The organism is Sneathiella glossodoripedis JCM 23214, assembly GCF_000616095.1.
GTDB lineage: Bacteria > Pseudomonadota > Alphaproteobacteria > Sneathiellales > Sneathiellaceae > Sneathiella > Sneathiella glossodoripedis.
This window is the reverse complement of sequence record NZ_BAMS01000001.1, coordinates 156892-174200: the sequence shown is the minus strand read 5'-3', so window position 1 is coordinate 174200 and position 17309 is coordinate 156892. Positions and strand designations below refer to the sequence as shown.

Here is a 17309-nt window from a genome sequence, read left to right as displayed (position 1 = left end):
CGTCTTTGGGAGGATGAATAATGATCAAACGTAGAACCTTAATGTCCTGGGTGGGCGGAACTGTTGCTGCCGCTGCCACTGCAGGCTTTTTAACCGGATCTGCATTGGCAGCTGATGTAACGCTGACTTTGCATCAGTTTTTGCCAGCGCAGGCAAATGTACCAAAGTTGGTGCTCGATGTTTGGGCCGATAATGTTGAAAAAGATTCGGGTGGCCGTATCAAGGTTGATCGTTATCCGTCCATGCAATTGGGTGGCAAGCCACCTGAACTGATGGACCAGGCCATTGACGGTGTTGCTGACATCGTGTGGACAGTTGTTGGTTATACGCCAGGCCGTTTTCCATCCACTGAGGTGTTTGAGTTGCCTTTCATGATGACAAACGCCCGCGCCGCCAGTCGCGCATACTGGGAAATGTTTGAAAAGCACATGAAAGATACCGAGTTCAAGGATGTGCATATTCTTGGTACGTGGGTACACGGTCCGGGCATGATCCATACAAAAGATCCGGTGTCCAAACCTTCCGATCTGCAAGGAATGAAAATTCGAGGTGGCTCGCGTTCGGTGAACTCTTTGTTGACGAAGCTTGGTGCGACACCAGTTGGTATGCCTGTACCGGCAGTCCCTGAAGGATTGTCAAAAGGGGTTATTGACGGGACAACTATCCCTTGGGAAGTGACCGCAGCACTCAAGGTTCCTGAGCTGGTCAAAAATCACACGGAATTTTCTGGCAAGGCGCTTTATACTCTGACGTTTGTTCTGGCAATGAACAAAGACAAATATGAAAGCCTCCCTGATGATCTGAAAAAGGTTATTGATAAAAATTCCGGGCTTGAATTTTCTGTCTTTGCGGGCGGTACTCAGGCAGATTCAGATGGTCCAGCACGACAAAAAGCGGTGGATGCCGGTAACAACATCATCACGATCGATGAGGCGCAGACAGCTGAATGGCGCAAACTGGCTCAACCGATTTATGACGAGTGGGTTGCTGATATGAAGTCCAAAGGAATTGACGGTCAGGCGCTGATCGATGAAGCAAAAATGCTCATCGATAAATACAGCAAATAAGACCTTAGCCTCCGCAGGCCGCGGTGATGTCATCGCGGCCTGATTTTTATGTTTACCCAGTCCCGGAGCATGTATTTCAATGACCAAAGTCATGATGAAGCTGGCCAGGTTTATGGCGATTCTTGGGGGGATTGTTCTTACATTACTGATCCTGCTGACGTGTGTCTCAATATTGGGACGATTGTTGAACGGCGTTTTTCACAGCTCTCTGTTGCAAGATATTGCACCTGGTTTTTCCAACTGGATGATTGAGCTTGGTGTCGGACCTGTTAATGGTGATTTTGAAGTTGTAGAAGCCGGGGTCGCTTTCGCCATTTTTGCTTTTATCCCCATTTGTCAAATGACAGCAGGTCACGCTTCCGTCGATATTTTTACGAACATGTTTCCTAAAAGCGTAAACCGGTTCCTGCGCATGGTTATTGAAATTGTGTTCGCGGCAGTTCTTGTACTTATTGCTTGGCGTTTGTTCGAGGGTCTGCAGTCCAAAATGCGATACGGAGAAACCACATTCCTGTTGCAGTTCCCGATCTGGTGGGCCTATTTGGCAAGCCTGATAGGCGCAATTACAGCGGCTTTAGTCGGTTGTTACATGGCGGGTATTCGGATACTCGAATTTTTTACCCGAAGAATTTACGTGAGTGAAGGCGCGGAGGCAGAGTTATGAGTGCCCTTGAAATTGGAATAGCATCCTTTCCTGCGCTAATGGTTCTCATTTTTTTGAGAGTCCCAATTGGTCTTGCGATGTTTTTAGTGGGGCTTGTTGGCTTGATACTGGTTACTGGAAACACCAATATTGCTTTTGCTCGCCTTAAAAATGAAACTTACACCACTTTTTCATCCTATTCTTTATCCATCATTCCGATGTTTTTGCTCATGGGGCAATTCGCCAGTCTTGGTGGAATGAGCTCGGCCCTGTTTAAGGCTGCAGAGGGATTTTTAGGACACCGCAAGGGTGGTGTTGCTATGGCTGCGATTGGGGCTTGTGCCGGTTTTGGTGCTATTTGTGGTAGCTCACTAGCGACGGCCGCAACCATGGGCCGCGTGGCATTGCCGGAATTGAAGCAATATGGCTATGCTGGTGGCTTTTCGACCGCAACACTGGCGGCTGGCGGAACCCTTGGTATTTTGATACCACCGTCTGTCGTTTTGGTGATTTATGCTATTTTGACTGAGCAAAATATTGCAAAACTCTTTTTGGCAGCTTTTATTCCGGGCCTGTTGGCCGCATTGGGCTATGTAATTGCCGTTTCAATTTATGTACGTTTGAATCCCGGTTCTGCAGGAACGCGTCCTGTTGTTCCTTATCGGGAACGCTTTATGCTGCTTAAGGATGTGTGGCCAGTTCTTGTAGTGTTCGCCCTTGTGGTTGGAGGCATTTATTTGGGTTGGTTTACACCGACTGAAGCGGCTGCTGTTGGGGCTTTTGGAACCGGGTTGATCGCTTACCTGAATAAAGGGCTGACTTGGAACACGTTAATAGACAGTTTTCTGGTCGCAGGAAAATCTACCGGGATGGTATTTTTCATCATTTTGGGCGCGGCTTTTTATAACGGATTTCTAGCCCTCACACAGGTGCCGCAGGAGCTGTCGAACTTTGTTGTTAGTCAAGGCTTTAGCCCTTGGTTAGTGCTGTCCCTAATCCTTGTATTCTACCTGGTGTTTGGCTGTCTTATGGATAGTGTTTCCATGATTTTGCTCACGATACCAATCTTTTTTCCGGTGATTAGTGTTCTGGATTTTGGAATGAGTGCCGAGCATGTCGCTATCTGGTTTGGTATTCTGGTTCTTATCGTAGTGGAAGTGGCTTGATTACGCCACCCGTTGGAATGAACCTCTTCATTATAAACGCAATGGAGAAAGAGACACCCATTCTGGAAACCTATAAAGCAGTTGTGTATTTTGTAACATCTGACTTGGTTCGTGTTGTCCTGCTTGTTGCGTTTCCAGCAATCACTTTGTTTCTTTTACCTACATAAATATGCAAAAAAATGCACATTGTAGGACAAAATCGTTGCGTCATTCGGCAGGCTTATGCATTATAAAACATAAATGCTGGTGAGGGACTGATATAAAAAGAAAAGCACCTCTGTAAGCCAGCTAAGTTTCAGACCGCCAACAGGATTGGTGGGCTGGACGCTAAGGGTGGAGTGAAGGAGGATGTGATGGCTCTATCGGGAAATGCCGCAACGTATTTTGTCGATCGACATATTGATGAGGGCAGGGCTGGCAAAGTTGCCTTTCGTGAAGCAGATGGCGAAAGGCGCGAACTGACATACGCCCGGCTGGCGGAGCAGTCCAGTCAGTTTGCTGGCGCCTTGCAGCGCGCTGGATTGCGACGGGAAGAGCGAGCCGCAATGATTTTGCTGGATCAGATTGAATATCCAGTCGCTTTTTGGGGTGCGTTAAAACAGGGAGTGGTTCCCGTACCCATTAACACTTTGCTTTCAACTGATGTGTACAAAACCATCCTAAGCGATAGTCGGGCAAGCATTTTATTTGTATCGAAGGCATTGTGGCCCGTAGTTGAGCCGGCCTTAGCGGGTAATGATTTCATCAAAACAGTTGTGATGGTCGGCGGCAAAGAAGACGGAGCAGTCACCTTCGAGGAATTCATGGATGGTGCGCCGGTCAATCCTGCCGTGCAAGTCAGTGAAGATGAGATGGCATTCTGGTTATATTCTTCAGGCTCCACAGGGCAGCCAAAAGGTGTGAAGCACATCCATTCGAGTTTGAAGGCGACTGCTGATACGTTTGGTCAACAGGTGCTGGGTATTCGCGAAGAAGATGTTGTTTTCTCAGTTGCCAAAATTTTCTTTGCATATGGTTTGGGAAACGCCATGTCTTTCCCATTGTCGGTAGGTGCGACAACAATATTGTACTCAGGCAGGCCTACGCCAGATGTTGTATTTGACGTTTTTGAGGCTGAAGATCCAACTGTTTTTTGTGGTGTTCCGACGTTATATGCGGCTTTGGTTGCGGCGCAGGATGCCAATCCTGAGAGAGGGCAAAGTAAAAGTTTAAGAATTTGCTTGTCTGCAGGAGAGGCGCTGCCCAAAGAAATTGGTGAGGCGTGGTATCGCACGCGAAAGGTTGAGATTATTGACGGTGTCGGTTCAACCGAAATGTTGCATATCTTCCTTTCTAACCGGCCTGGTGACGTAGTTTATGGCACGTCCGGGGTTGCTGTGCCGGGGTATGAAGTTCGCCTGGTGGACGAAAATGATCAGGAGGTGACCGTTGGTGAAATTGGTGAGTTGTTGGTCAAGGGGCCATCAGCTGCAGAAGGTTATTGGAACCGGCGCCAGAAATCACTGGATACGTTTCAAGGGCACTGGACGCGAACAGGTGATAAATATGAGCGAACCGATAGCGGCCGCTACATTTATTGTGGGCGAACAGATGACATGTTCAAGGTTTCTGGAATTTGGGTTTCCCCATTTGAGGTTGAGCAGGCTTTGATCGAACATTCTGCTGTTCTTGAGGCGGCTGTGGTGCCTTGGGCTGATGAGGATGGCCTTGAGAAACCGAAAGCCTATATCGTTTTGAAAGAGACAGTAGTTTCCGTCGATGAACATGAATTGAAACAGCATGTTCAGGACAAAATTGGTAAATGGAAATATCCCCGTTGGATTGAGACGGTACGGGAGCTTCCCAAGACTGCAACAGGTAAAATTCAGCGCTTTAAACTAAGGCAGGGGGCTTGAATTGACGCTGGATTGGACTGACAATCCTGTAAAACCGCTCAAGGTTGGTGTGCATGAGCTCGAATATATATGTCTGGGTCCGCCCCCGCAGGAGGCGCCAACATTGATTTTGCTGCATGAGGGCCTTGGTTGTGTTCGGTTGTGGAGGGACTTTCCACTTCGGCTGGCGCAAGCGACAGGTTTGGGTGTTTTTGCGTATTCGCGCGCAGGCTATGGCCAATCCAGTTCCATAAATCTCCCTCGGCCACTTGATTATATGAGTATTGAGGCGAATGAGATTTTTCCAGAACTGTTGGCTAAAGCAGGTATCGATCAATTCATTTTGGTTGGTCACTCTGATGGGGCGACAATCGCCGCCCTCTTTAGCGGACATAGAGCCGACGATCGGTTGATGGGAGCAGTGTTGATGGCACCCCATTTTTTTGCCGAAGAATGCGGGTTGTCGGAAATCGAGAAAATTACCAAAGACTATAAATGCACCGACCTAAAAAGCCGACTTGGGAGGTACCACAAGGATCCAGACGTTGCTTTCTATGGGTGGTCGGACAGTTGGCTGCATCCGGATTTCAGGAATTGGAATGTAGCGGAATGTCTAAACTCTATTAATGTGCCTGTTTTAGCTATTCAAGGGAGAAGTGATAGTTATGGCAGCTTGATCCAGCTTGGTGAGATTATGAATAGATGCCAAAATTCAGTCTCTCTTCAGGTTTTGGAAAATTGTGGACATTCACCATTTTTGGAAGAGCCGGACAAAGTTCTGACGATGATCAGAGACTTTATAGCTTCACAAATAAAGCTAACCGGGCAGGGCAATAATGGATATTGATCGCTGGCTGCCAGAATTCGCTCATATTCCGGGGGAAACGCCGCGGCATGAAGAGGGGTATTTTGAGTTTCTGACCAGCACTTGCCCGCAGCACATTAGTTTTGCAGATTTACAAAACAGTAATCTTTACACTACTGCAGTGCGTATTGGGCTTCATAGATATTTTTGGGAGTGCCACGAATTATTGGAGCCGCTATGGATGGTGTCTAAACAGGGGAGCTCGGAAAAGCTGCATTTGCAGTCCCTTATTCAGCTCGCGAATGCGGGCCTGAAAGCAAGAATGGGTAGGGAAAACGCTGTCAGACGTTTACTTTTAATTTCTCAGGAGTTGCATGGACAAGCATGTGTCGTAAACCAACTTCCTGATTATGCATTACATCACTTCACCAAATTGTCAGCTCTAGTTGCAAGTGAGCAGATAAAATAAGCACAATAATGCATAATCGTGCATTTTCTGGCTTTACAAATGAATTATAGTGCACTATTTTCCGATTTATAGGATGAGGAGACCTTTTTATGAGCAAGCTGATCGATTTTCAAACTGATCCTTCAAAATATCGGCACTGGAAAGTGACTTATGATGGGGCGATTGCCAATTTGTATATGGACGTTGATGAAAAAGGCGGTCTCTTTGACGGATATGAGCTGAAGCTGAATTCCTATGATCTTGGTGTAGATATTGAGCTGGCTGATATTGTGCAGCGTATGCGCTTTGAGCACCCGGAAGTGAAGACAGTTGTGATGCGTTCAGCCAAAGAGAATGTTTTTTGCGCTGGAGCCAATATTCGTATGCTGGGTGGAGCAGCGCATAGTCACAAGGTCAATTTCTGCAAATTCACAAATGAAACACGCAACACATTTGAAGCCGCTGAAAAAGATAGCGGACAAAAATATATTGCTGCTGTGAAAGGTGCCTGTGCTGGTGGCGGGTATGAGCTGGCACTTGCCTGCAATTATATTATTTTAACCGATGATAGCACATCTTCTGTAGCGCTTCCCGAAGTGCCGTTGCTGGCTGTGCTGCCCGGGACTGGTGGTCTTACCAGAGTAACCGATAAACGCAAAGTTCGGCGTGATTTGGCGGACGTTTTCTGCTCCACCGAAGAGGGTGTTAAAGGTAAGAAAGCAAAAGACTGGAAGTTGGTGGATGAGGTTGTTCCCAATTCAAAGTTTGATGATGTGGTTGAGGAACGGGCAAAGCAGTTTGCAGAGCAGTCGCAAAAGTCTGATGTGGAAAAAGGCATCCATCTTGGTCCGCTTTCAAGGACATTTAGCGAAGATGGATCCGTCAGTTACTCACTAGTTGAGGTTACAATCGATCGGGAAGCTCAAGTTGCATATATTTCAATCAGTGGGCCGGATGCAGATGCACCGACAACAATTGACGAGCTGGTTGAACAGGGCGATCAAGCATACCTGTTGAAACTCGCTCGTGAACTGGATGATGCAATTTTACATCTGCGTTTGAATGAGATGGAAATAGGTCTTCTGGTGTTCAAAAGTCAAGGTGATCCTGACTGTTTGCTGGCTCACGAAAAACTACTTAACGAAAATCAGAACCACTGGCTTGCCAATGAGATTCTTTGCTACTGGAAGCGGGTATTGAAGCGCGTTGATTTAACTTCCCGTTCAATGATTGCTCTGGTGGAACATGGATCCTGTTTTGCGGGCGTTCTTGCCGAGCTTTTGTTTTCAGTCGACCGTAGTTACATGATGGAAGACGAATTCGAAGGAGACAACCGGCCGCTTGCGACAATTACCCTCAGTCAGTCAAATTTTGGCCTGTTCCCCATGAGCAATGATCTGACTCGCCTGGAAACCAGGTTTTTGGGAGATCCAGCATCAATTGATAGTGCCAAAGATCGGGTTGGAGAAGCTCTTGAAGCTGCAGAAGCGGAAGAGCTTGGGCTTGTGACGATGATATTGGATGATATCGATTGGGACGATGAAATTCGCATTTTTATGGAAGAGAGAGTGTCCTTCTCACCAGACGCGATGACCGGTATGGAGGCGAATTTACGCTTTGCGGGGCCGGAAACTATGGAAACACGCATATTTGGCAGGCTTACAGCATGGCAGAACTGGATTTTCAATCGTCCGAACGCAGTTGGGGAAGACGGCGCTTTGCAGCGCTACGGAACAGGCAAGCGTGGTGTTTACAACAAAGAGCGCGTGTAACTCTGGGCCAGATAAAATAGGAGAGATAAATGGTTGATCTCATTAATGTAAGCTACGATACCCAGATCCCCAACAATGTTGGGTTAAGCGAAGATCGCAAGGTTTTAAAAGCGCTGGAAAAATGGCATCCGGGGTATATTAATTGGTGGAATGGCCTGATCCCGGAACAGTTTCAAAAATCACAGGTCTATCTGAGAACAGCAGTAAGTGTTGACCCTAAGGGTTGGGCGAGTTTTGGTTATGTAAATATGCCTGAATATCGTTGGGGTGTCCTGCTGGCTCCTCAAGTAGAAGACCGAAAAATTCCGTTTGGTGAGCATAAAGGGGAACCTGCGTGGCAAGAAGTTCCCGGTGAATATCGAAATATGCTCAAAAGACTCATTGTCATTCAAGGGGATACGGAACCGGGTTCCGTTGAACAACAAAGATTTCTGGGTCTTACAGCACCTTCGCTTTACGATCTTAGGAATCTGTTTCAGGTGAATGTGGAGGAGGGGCGCCATTTATGGGCTATGGTTTATCTTCTTCATAAATATTTTGGCAAGGATGGTCGTGAAGAAGCCGATGATTTGTTGAGAAGAAGCTCAGGCAGTGACGAAGCGCCGCGTATGTTAGGTGCGTTTAATGAGGAAACGCCCGACTGGTTGTCGTTCTTCATGTTTACCTATTTCACTGACCGTGATGGGAAAATGCAGCTGGAATCATTGGCTCAGTCTGGGTTTGATCCATTGTCCAGAACTTGCCGTTTCATGCTGACAGAAGAAGCCCATCACATGTTTGTGGGTGAAACCGGGATCGGACGTACGATCGATAGAACCTGCCAGGTCATGAATGAAAATGGCATTACGGACCCGTATGACATTAATCGCATTCGCGAATTGGGCGTTATCGACCTTCCAACCATGCAAAAGAAACTGAACCTGCACTACACCCTTTCGCTTGATTTGTTCGGTCAGGAAGTTTCTACAAACGCTGCCAATGCGTTTAATGCCGGTATCAAGGGTCGGTATATGGAGCCGCGGATTGACGATGATCATCAATTGACGAACGATACATACAAGGTCTGGGATCTGGTTGATGGTAAACTTACTCACCATGAAGTGCCGGCTCTTACAGCTATAAATATGCGTCTTCGCGATGATTATGTTCGTGATGCTGCCGGTGGTATTGGTCGCTGGAACAAAATTATTGAAAAAGCGGGAATTGAGTTCGAAATGAAGCTTCCTCATGAAGCCTTCAATCGTAAAATTGGTGTGTTCGCCAATCTGAATTTTGATCCCGAAGGCAATCTGCTGTCTGATGAAGAGTATAAGGCGGGCGTACCTCAATGGCTGCCCAATAAATCTGATGGTGATTTTATTCAGTCACTAATGGTACCCGTTAGCGAACCCGGTAAATATGCAGGCTGGATATCACCACCCAAGGTTGGCATTGACAGCAAGCCCGGTGACTTTGAGTATGTTAAGCTCCATATGGCATAATACACTGTCTATTTAACGTGTATGTACCCTTCGGGCAAATATGTTCGCCCGAAAGAGCCAACCCGTGAAGGAGTTGTCTTATGACAGTTGCGAGCAAGCAGCATTTGATTGATCCCGAAATTTGTATTCGCTGTTATACCTGCGAGATGACATGCCCCATTGGGGCCATTGAGCATGATGATAACAACGTAGTTGTAAATGCCGACATATGTAATTTCTGTATGGATTGTATTCCTGTTTGTCCAACAGGTTCGATTGATGAGTGGCGTGTTGTCTCAACTCCTTACAGTCTTGAAGATCAATATGAGTGGACTGAACTTCCTGCGCAGGAAGACTTTCCTTCTTCTGCAAATGAGAGTGAAACAGGAATTGAGGCACTTGATCCGGAAATGGCGGCCTTGTTGGCAGAAGCGCATAAGGGTGCTGGGGGCAAGGCCGTTGCTCCTGCCAGCGCGGCAAAGCCAGTTATCAATTTGCATACAATTGGCAAGCCGGCAAAAGCGACTGTGCAAGGAAACTATCGGTTAACAGCACAAGATAGTGATTCCGATGTACGGCATATTATTTTGAGCTTTGAAAGCGATAAGTTTCCAGTATTGGAAGGGCAAAGTGTGGGTATTATTCCGCCGGGGCTGGATGAGCAGGGGAACCCTTATTTGCCGCGTCTTTACTCAGTATCTTCCCCTCGTGACGGTGAGAGACCCAATTTTAATAATATTTCTCTGACAGTGAAGCGTGAAGACGGCGGTGTCTGTTCAAACTATGTCTGTGATCTAAAGTCGGGTGATACTGTTGATGTGACGGGGCCATTTGGGGCAACTTTTTTGTTGCCGGAAGACCCGCAGGCTCGGCTTCTAATGATCTGTACTGGAACCGGATCTGCCCCCATGCGTGCTTTTACGATGCGACGTCAACGAACAGTTGGTGAAAAGTCTGGGGGGATGACGCTGTTTTTTGGGGCGCGTTCGTCCGACACTTTACCGTATTTTGGACCCCTGAATAAAGTTCCTGAGAAACTCTTAAAGAAGCATATGGTTTTTAGCCGCGTCCCGGGACAAGCGAAAGAGTATGTCCAGGATCGACTTCTTTCAGAACAGGAAGATGTCGCGGAGTTACTAAGCGATCCCAATTGTTACATCTATATCTGCGGGCTCCGCGGAATGGAGGAGGGGATTGAGCGCTCTTTCACCAGCATAGCCGAAAGCATCGGCTTGCAGTGGACAACATTGCGAGATGCCATGCGTGAAGAGGGTCGCTATCATGTGGAAACCTATTAGCTATCTGGCGCACGGCAAGTTTGCATCCTTGATTGAGTTTCTCCAGTGTGCAGGGTAAATTGTGCACTATATTTCTCAACGGAAGAACTGAATGGCAGAAATTACCAATTTTAGGGGCGATGTCCGGGTCACGGAAAAAGAACAATTGGCAGAACAGGCTGTCGATGATTTGATTTCTGTTGTTGGTGAGCGGGTCCGAAAAGCGCGTGAGAGCAAGGGGATCCCAAGACGGGTCCTGTCTGAAATGTCTGGTGTATCTCCACGTTATCTGGCTCAGCTCGAAACAGGTTCAGGAAATATCTCTATCGGGTTGCTCAAGCGTGTGGCGTTGGCGCTTGATTATAAAATTGAATGGTTTGTTGGCGAAGAAGATCCGTGGGATTCAGACAGTATTCGGATCGCAGATATGTATAGATCTGCAACCGCAGATGTCCAGCAGGCTGTTTTACGACTGCTAAATCCAGAATCTCGCCGAGAGCAAAAAGCCAGTCGAATTTGTTTGATTGGATTGCGCGGTGCCGGAAAGTCCACACTGGGGCGAAAGGCTGGCCGTGAGCTGGGATTGCCATTCGTAGAGCTGAATAGTGCGATTGAGGATCAAAGTGGCATGCCTGTCTCTGAGGTTATTGCTCTTTATGGGCAGGAAGGCTATCGCAAGCTTGAAGCTCAGGCAATTGAACAGATTGTGGCGACTTATGATAATGTAATTCTGGCGGTTGCGGGCGGAATTGTCTCCGATCCGGGTACCTTTAATACCCTAATGCATAACTTTAATACCATTTGGGTTAAAGCGGCACCGGATGAACATATGTCGCGGGTCCGCGCGCAAGGGGATGAGCGTCCCATGAACGGCTATCCTGAGGCGATGGAACATTTGAAGTCGTTGTTGAAAAGCCGTGAGGCTATGTATGCTCAGGCTGACGCAATACTGGATACGACTGGTAAAGCAGAAGCGCAGTCGCTAGACGAATTGTTATCACTAATTCGCGATTGGAATTTTGCGAAAGTATAAAAAATTTTGGCATGGGGGTTAACAATCTGAATTTTCAACCTACATGATAATGCGTTGGAAACGAAAATTGAAGAATGTGACCCATTCAATGTGACAGGCTCGAGGTCGGGTACGGCTGAGGACCAGCCGCATCGGAAGTTGTAGCAAGTATCAGTTCCTTCCGATAGATCAATCACCAAATGCATTGAAAATACTGTCAATTTTGGCGGTTGTTCAGGTGCGTCTTCGTTAAACTGTTAATGGAGGTAGAGATGACAAATCCAGTAACTTCAATGGAACAGGTACAGAAGAAATTTGCAGATGCTTTTGAAGCGGTTGGCAACTATTCCGCGCATCAACGGGATCAGGCAATCAAGGAATTTCAAAACGCTTTGGATGAACTTGATGCAGAAATTGATCGCATGGAAAACCGTGTTCGCGAAAATTGGAATACCATGAGCGATGAGACAAAGCAGGCAACCTCAAGTTCGCTACGGCAGTTGAAAGATCGTCGTAACGAAATGGGTGAAAAGTTGGGCGCAATGAAAGCAGGCGGCGAAAAAGCTGGGATGAAATTAAATCCGGATTTGAAACTGCGTTCAAACAGCTAAAGTCCGCATGGCGGAGTGCAGATGAGAAAAGCGGGTCTGTTCACTAGAGCCAAATACAGTTCGCCCACCAGTGCTGATGAGACGGTGGGTAACTCACGAGAATGATTTGAAAATTCTGAACAGGAGTAGAAAAATGACTGTATTACGTAAAAAGCTTTTGACAGGTACTGTGGCTGCAATTCTTGCATCTACACCAGCTATGGCGCTCGCTTCAAATAGTACATCTGGATCGAGCGATGATGCAATCACTGTAGAGCAGGTCCAGAAAAAACTGAATAAAACCTTTAACAGCATCGCTGATTATAGCGCTGAACAGCGTGACGAAGCGATTGCGAGCACCAGAGAAGCGCTCAATGAGATCGATGAAGAGATCGAGGCGCTTGAAGCTCGGACCCGTGAAAATTGGGCGGAAATGAAAGTGGAAACCCGTGAGCAAACTGCTGCCGCCTTAAGTGAGGTGCGTAGCCAGCGAAATGCGTTGGCAGAAAAGTTCGGCGCTCTGCAACAAAGTAGCGACAGTGCCTGGGAAGAAATCAAGGATGGTTTTGCACAGGCTTGGCGTGATTTGAAAACCGCATGGCAGGACGCTGATGAAGGTACGCGTTCAAACTAACGTCTTATTAAAAGTATGATTTGGAGAAGCCGGTGTAAAAGCTGGCTTTTTCTTTCTTAAGAAGCCTAGACGATAAGACATGCAACAGGAAAAGGTTTTATCCATAAATGTTTTAAGCTTAAAATTTTATGCTTGAAATAAATTTTTACTGTGCCATAGTTTTTATTAGGGAATTTAAAAACAAAGGGACAGTTATGAAGATTGTCTGTCTAGGGGGCGGCCCTTCAGGGCTATATTTTGCGATCAGTATGAAGCTGCGCAATCCAGAGCATGATATCACCGTGATTGAGCGAAATCGCGCGGATGATACCTTTGGATGGGGAGTGGTGCTGTCTGATGAAACCCTCGAAAACCTTCAGGCAAACGATCCCGTCAGTGCGGAAAAGGTGCGTGAGCATTTCGCATATTGGGACGACATTGCTGTATTCCACAAGGGGCAGCGGACACTGTCTACGGGACATGGTTTTTGCGGTATCGGCCGGAAACAGTTCCTTTTATTGCTGCAGGAGCGTGCTAAAGAGCTTGGAGTTAAGCTGCAGTTCGAAACGGAAGTAGATGATATTGACGCCTTAATGCGCGACTATGATCTGGTGCTGGCGTCTGATGGACTTAATTCAAAATCAAGGACGCGCTTTGAGAGCGAGTTCCGCCCAGATATCGATACGAGAAAGTGTAAGTTTGTCTGGCTGGGAACGCATCAGAAGTTTGATGACGCCTTTACGTTTATTTTTGAAAAAACTGATAAAGGCTGGATTTGGGTGCACGCCTATCAGTTTGATGATGATACGGCGACTTTTATCGTTGAGTGCTCCGAAGAGACTTATGAGAAGTTTGGCTTTGGCGAAATGAGTCAACAGGAAAGCATGGCAACCTGCGAGAAGATATTTGAAAAGTATCTGGGCGGTCATGGCCTGATGAGTAATGCAAATCATATTCGCGGATCAGCCTGGATCAATTTCCCCAGAGTGTTATGTGAGCGATGGTCTCACGAAAATCTGGTATTGATGGGTGATGCTGCTGCCAGCGCGCATTTTTCCATTGGTTCAGGTACCAAACTGGCATTGGAAAGCGCAATCGCACTTGCTGATTATCTTCATAGTGAGCCGAGTATGCAGGCGGCATTCGCTAAGTACGAGGACGCGCGGCGACTTGAAGTCTTGAAGCTTCAATCGGCGGCCCGCAACTCGCTCGAATGGTTTGAGGAGGTGGAGAGGTATCTGGATTTGGATCCGGTGCAGTTTAACTATTCTCTGTTGACCAGATCTCAGCGAATTTCCCATGAAAACTTGCGTCTTAGGGATCCCGATTGGCTTAAGGGAGCCGAAAAGTGGTTTCAGAAAAAAGCGGGTGCTCCTGCAGATTTGCGGGATCGCGCCCCAATGTTTGCACCGTATAAGTTGCGGGATATGACGTTGAAAAACCGGATTGTTGTCTCCCCGATGGCGCAATACAAGGCGGTCGACGGCTGTCCGACTGATTGGCATTTGGTGCACTACGCTGAGCGTGCCAAGGGGGGCGCTGGACTTGTCTATGTTGAAATGACCTGCGTAAGTCCTGAAGGGCGGATAACACCGGGTTGTCCGGGGTTGTATAATGATGAGCAGGTCGCAGCCTGGAAGCGGATCACAGACTTCATTCACGCTGAAACTGACGCAAAAGTTTGTGCCCAGTTAGGTCATTCTGGTCGAAAGGGATCTACCCAGCTTGGCTGGGATGAAATGGATGCGCCGCTTACGGAAGGGAATTGGCCAATCATGTCAGCTTCCGCTATTCCGTGGAAGGCTGAAAATCAAACGCCAAAAGCCATGACCGTTGACGATATGGAAATGGTGCTGCAGCAGTTTGTGAGCGCCACTAAACGGGCAATAGATGCGGGTTTCGATATGGTCGAGCTACATGCGGCTCACGGCTATCTGATTTCGTCCTTTATTAGTCCGGTGACGAACAAGCGGAAGGATGAATATGGCGGTTCGCTTGAAAACAGGCTTCGCTATCCATTAGAAGTGTTTAAAGCCATGCGGAATGTATGGCCGGAAAACAAGCCAATGTCAGTACGCGTATCAGCTAACGACTGGATGGGTGACGAAGGTGTGACACCAGAAGAAGCTGTGGAGATAGCGCGTGCTTTCAAACAGGCTGGTGTGGATATTTGTGATGTGTCTGCAGGGCAGACAACACCTGATGCGAAACCTGTATATGGTCGAATGTTTCAGACCCCTTTTTCTGACAGAATTCGAAACGAGGCTGATATGCTACAATGGCAGTTGGGAATATTTACGAGCCTGATCATGTGAACTCAATTCTTCTGGCGGGTCGGGCTGACTTGGTCTGCTTGGCGCGTCCACATCTTTCTAATCCGTATTGGACCTTGCATGCGGCGGTAACTTTGCAGGATCAACATGAACAGTGGCCGCTACCATATGAGGCTGGCGCTGAGCAGATGAAACGTCTAGCGGAGCGCGGCGATGTTCAGGGTTTGAAGGTCTAACGGCTATGGACGAAAAAGAAGCAAAGCATGTTGTCGTAACAGGAGGAGGCTCTGGTGTCGGCGCGGCAATTGCGCAGGAACTGGCTGTTGCAGGGTATCGGGTGACAGTAATGGGACGTCGCCTTGAGGCTTTGGAGCAGGTGACGGCTGGGCACTCGAATATACGTGCAGTCGTGTGTGATGTTGCAAGCAGCGTGTCGGTACATGAGGCTTTTGAAAAAGCCCGCGACGAATTTGGTCCTGTCGCTATTACAATTGCGAATGCGGGTACAGCAGACGGTTATCCTTTTTCAAAAATGACCGCAGATCAATGGCAGCACTCAATTGATGTGAATCTAAGTGGTGTGTTTCACTGCTACAAAGCCAGTCTGGAAGATATGACCAAGGCCGGTTGGGGGCGTCTGATCGCTATTGCGTCGACGGCCGGGCTGAAAGGCTATGCCTATGTCAGCCATTATACTGCAGCAAAGCATGGGGTTGTTGGTCTGACAAAGTCGTTGGCGCTTGAATGCGCGAGGACAGGTGTAACGGTAAATGCGATATGCCCCGGCTTTACAGAGACACCCATGCTTGAGAGGTCAATTGAAAATATACAGGCTAAAACAGGAATGGACCGCGAAGCGGCAAGAGCCGCGTTGAGCCAATCCAACCCCATGGGCCGTTTTATTCAGCCTGCCGAGATAGTACAGACCATAAAGTGGTTAATCGGTCCGAATTCGCAATCTATCACCGGACAAGCCATTTCGGTTTCTGGAGGTGAGGTATGATTGATCTGCACGCCGGAATCTCAGAAAGCGAAGCGATTGACAGTGATGAGAAACAACGCCTTCGCTTGTGGTTACGCTTGTTGAAAGTATCGAGACATATTGAGGGCGAACTTCGTGAAAGATTGAGGCGGCAATTCGGGTCTACTCTGCCACGGTTCGATGTTTTGGCTGCGCTATTTAGAAGCGATACTGGATTGAAAATGAGTGAGCTTTCATCAGCGCTCCGGGTTTCAAATGGGAATGTAACTGGAATTATCGAACGGCTGGTTGGTGAAGGGTTGGTAGAGCGTGAAGCAATTCCGGGTGACAGGCGAGCCATGCGGGTGAAGCTGACCAAAGAAGGGCGTTCTGACTTTTCCCATATGGCGGAAGTCCATCGAGGATGGATTAATGAATTACTGGCTGGAATTGATGCAGCGGATGCAGAGCTAATCAGTCAGCTATTGGACATGGGGTTAGTGAGCGATGGTGGCCCCAAAGATGGAGAAAATAAATGACAGAAATGGCAGGATTAAAGCCAACGCATTTTAAATGGGAAATGGCTGGGAGCGTCGCAATTATTCAACTCGACAATCCTGACCGTAAAAATCCACTCACATTCGAAAGCTATGCAGAGCTAAGGGATACTTTCCGGGATCTACATTATGCCGAAGATGTAGATGCGGTCGTGTTTTTACCGAATGGAGGCAATTTCTGTTCAGGTGGTGATGTCCATGACATTATTGGGCCCCTTACAAAAATGGACATGAAAGGGCTATTGCGTTTCACACGAATGACTGGAGATTTGGTTAAGGCCATGCTTGCTTGCGGCAAACCAGTTCTGTCTGCTGTGGATGGTGTGGCCGTCGGTGCCGGAGCCATAATAACAATGGCATCTGATATGCGGATTGCGACACCGGATGCAAAAACAGCATTTCTATTTACCCGTGTTGGTTTAGCAGGGTGCGATATGGGGGCTTGTGCCATGTTGCCGCGTATCATCGGGCAAGGCCGGGCAGCTGACCTGCTTTATACCGGGCGCGTCATGAGCGCTGAAGAAGGAGAGCGTTGGGGCTATTATAGCCGACTGATTGACACCGATAAACTCCGCGACGAGGCGTTGAACATGGCACAGCGAATTGCGGCTGGACCGAATTTCGCCCATTCCATCACCAAGACACAACTAAATCACGAATGGTCAATGAGCCTTGATCAGGCCATCGAAGCAGAGGCGCAAGCGCAGGCTATCTGCATGCAGACGCAGGATTTTCATCGTGCTTATCATGCTTTCGTGGCTAAAGAAAAACCTGATTTCAAGGGGGATTGA

14 protein-coding genes and 2 pseudogenes are annotated in these 17309 nt (G+C 47.7%); all 16 read left to right on the top strand.

From position 1 onward, the window contains the following. Window positions 1-20: 20 nt before the first annotated feature. The 16 genes and pseudogenes from JCM23214_RS00840 to JCM23214_RS00765 all read left to right on the top strand — a co-directional run bounded on the left by JCM23214_RS00840 (window position 21) and on the right by JCM23214_RS00765 (window position 17309). Entirely contained in the window at window positions 21-1067 is a 1047-nt protein-coding gene (locus JCM23214_RS00840) for a TRAP transporter substrate-binding protein (protein ID WP_025897013.1), read from the top strand. Window positions 1068-1146: 79 nt separating this feature from the next. Further along, window positions 1147-1731, top strand: coding sequence for a TRAP transporter small permease (locus JCM23214_RS00835; RefSeq protein ID WP_025897012.1), 585 nt, complete (start codon window positions 1147-1149; stop codon window positions 1729-1731). Next, window positions 1728-3043, top strand: a pseudogene (locus tag JCM23214_RS18440) (TRAP transporter large permease). Before JCM23214_RS00835 ends, JCM23214_RS18440 begins: the two are co-directional and overlap by 4 nt. A 186-nt stretch (window positions 3044-3229) precedes the next feature. After that, window positions 3230-4771 carry a benzoate-CoA ligase family protein gene (locus JCM23214_RS00825; protein ID WP_025897010.1) on the top strand — a complete coding sequence of 514 codons (1542 nt, stop codon included), beginning with the start codon at window positions 3230-3232 and terminating at the stop codon, window positions 4769-4771. A 1-nt stretch (window position 4772) separates the two neighbouring features. Next, complete coding sequence (locus JCM23214_RS00820) at window positions 4773-5597, top strand: alpha/beta fold hydrolase (protein WP_051547976.1); 825 nt, start codon at window positions 4773-4775, stop codon at window positions 5595-5597. Beyond that, window positions 5587-6024, top strand: a complete 438-nt coding sequence (locus JCM23214_RS21890; protein ID WP_025897008.1) for a DUF309 domain-containing protein — start codon at window positions 5587-5589, stop codon at window positions 6022-6024. Before JCM23214_RS00820 ends, JCM23214_RS21890 begins: the two co-directional genes overlap by 11 nt. An 89-nt stretch (window positions 6025-6113) precedes the next feature. Then, complete coding sequence (gene boxC / locus JCM23214_RS00810) at window positions 6114-7775, top strand: 2,3-epoxybenzoyl-CoA dihydrolase (protein WP_025897007.1); 1662 nt, start codon at window positions 6114-6116, stop codon at window positions 7773-7775. A gap of 29 nt (window positions 7776-7804) precedes the next feature. Further along, window positions 7805-9256 carry a benzoyl-CoA 2,3-epoxidase subunit BoxB gene (gene boxB, locus JCM23214_RS00805; RefSeq protein WP_025897006.1) on the top strand — a complete coding sequence of 484 codons (1452 nt, stop codon included), beginning with the start codon at window positions 7805-7807 and terminating at the stop codon, window positions 9254-9256. An 80-nt stretch (window positions 9257-9336) separates the two neighbouring features. Further along, window positions 9337-10533 (top strand): benzoyl-CoA 2,3-epoxidase subunit BoxA, encoded by a 1197-nt coding sequence (gene boxA, locus JCM23214_RS00800; RefSeq protein WP_025897005.1) that lies wholly within the window; start codon window positions 9337-9339, stop codon window positions 10531-10533. Window positions 10534-10624: 91 nt separating this feature from the next. After that, window positions 10625-11545: a helix-turn-helix transcriptional regulator gene (locus tag JCM23214_RS00795; RefSeq protein ID WP_025897004.1), complete on the top strand. Its 921-nt coding sequence runs from the start codon at window positions 10625-10627 to the stop codon at window positions 11543-11545. 251 nt (window positions 11546-11796) lie between these two features. Further along, on the top strand, window positions 11797-12135 hold the full coding sequence (locus JCM23214_RS00790) for a v-SNARE N-terminal domain-containing protein (protein ID WP_159104276.1): 339 nt from the start codon (window positions 11797-11799) through the stop codon (window positions 12133-12135). 133 nt (window positions 12136-12268) lie between these two features. Continuing rightward, the gene (locus JCM23214_RS18430) at window positions 12269-12748 is read left to right on the top strand and encodes a sll1863 family stress response protein (RefSeq protein ID WP_025897001.1); all 480 of its coding nucleotides are present in this window, start codon (window positions 12269-12271) and stop codon (window positions 12746-12748) included. 194 nt (window positions 12749-12942) lie between these two features. Further along, window positions 12943-15236: pseudogene (locus tag JCM23214_RS18425) on the top strand (bifunctional salicylyl-CoA 5-hydroxylase/oxidoreductase). Window positions 15237-15241: 5 nt separating this feature from the next. Next, window positions 15242-16003, top strand: coding sequence for an SDR family NAD(P)-dependent oxidoreductase (locus JCM23214_RS00775; protein ID WP_025897000.1), 762 nt, complete (start codon window positions 15242-15244; stop codon window positions 16001-16003). Then, on the top strand, window positions 16000-16500 hold the full coding sequence (locus JCM23214_RS00770; protein WP_051547975.1) for a MarR family winged helix-turn-helix transcriptional regulator: 501 nt from the start codon (window positions 16000-16002) through the stop codon (window positions 16498-16500). The genes JCM23214_RS00775 and JCM23214_RS00770 overlap by 4 nt, the downstream gene beginning before the upstream one ends. Next, the gene (locus tag JCM23214_RS00765; RefSeq protein WP_025896997.1) at window positions 16497-17309 is read left to right on the top strand and encodes an enoyl-CoA hydratase family protein; all 813 of its coding nucleotides are present in this window, start codon (window positions 16497-16499) and stop codon (window positions 17307-17309) included. The genes JCM23214_RS00770 and JCM23214_RS00765 overlap by 4 nt, the downstream gene beginning before the upstream one ends.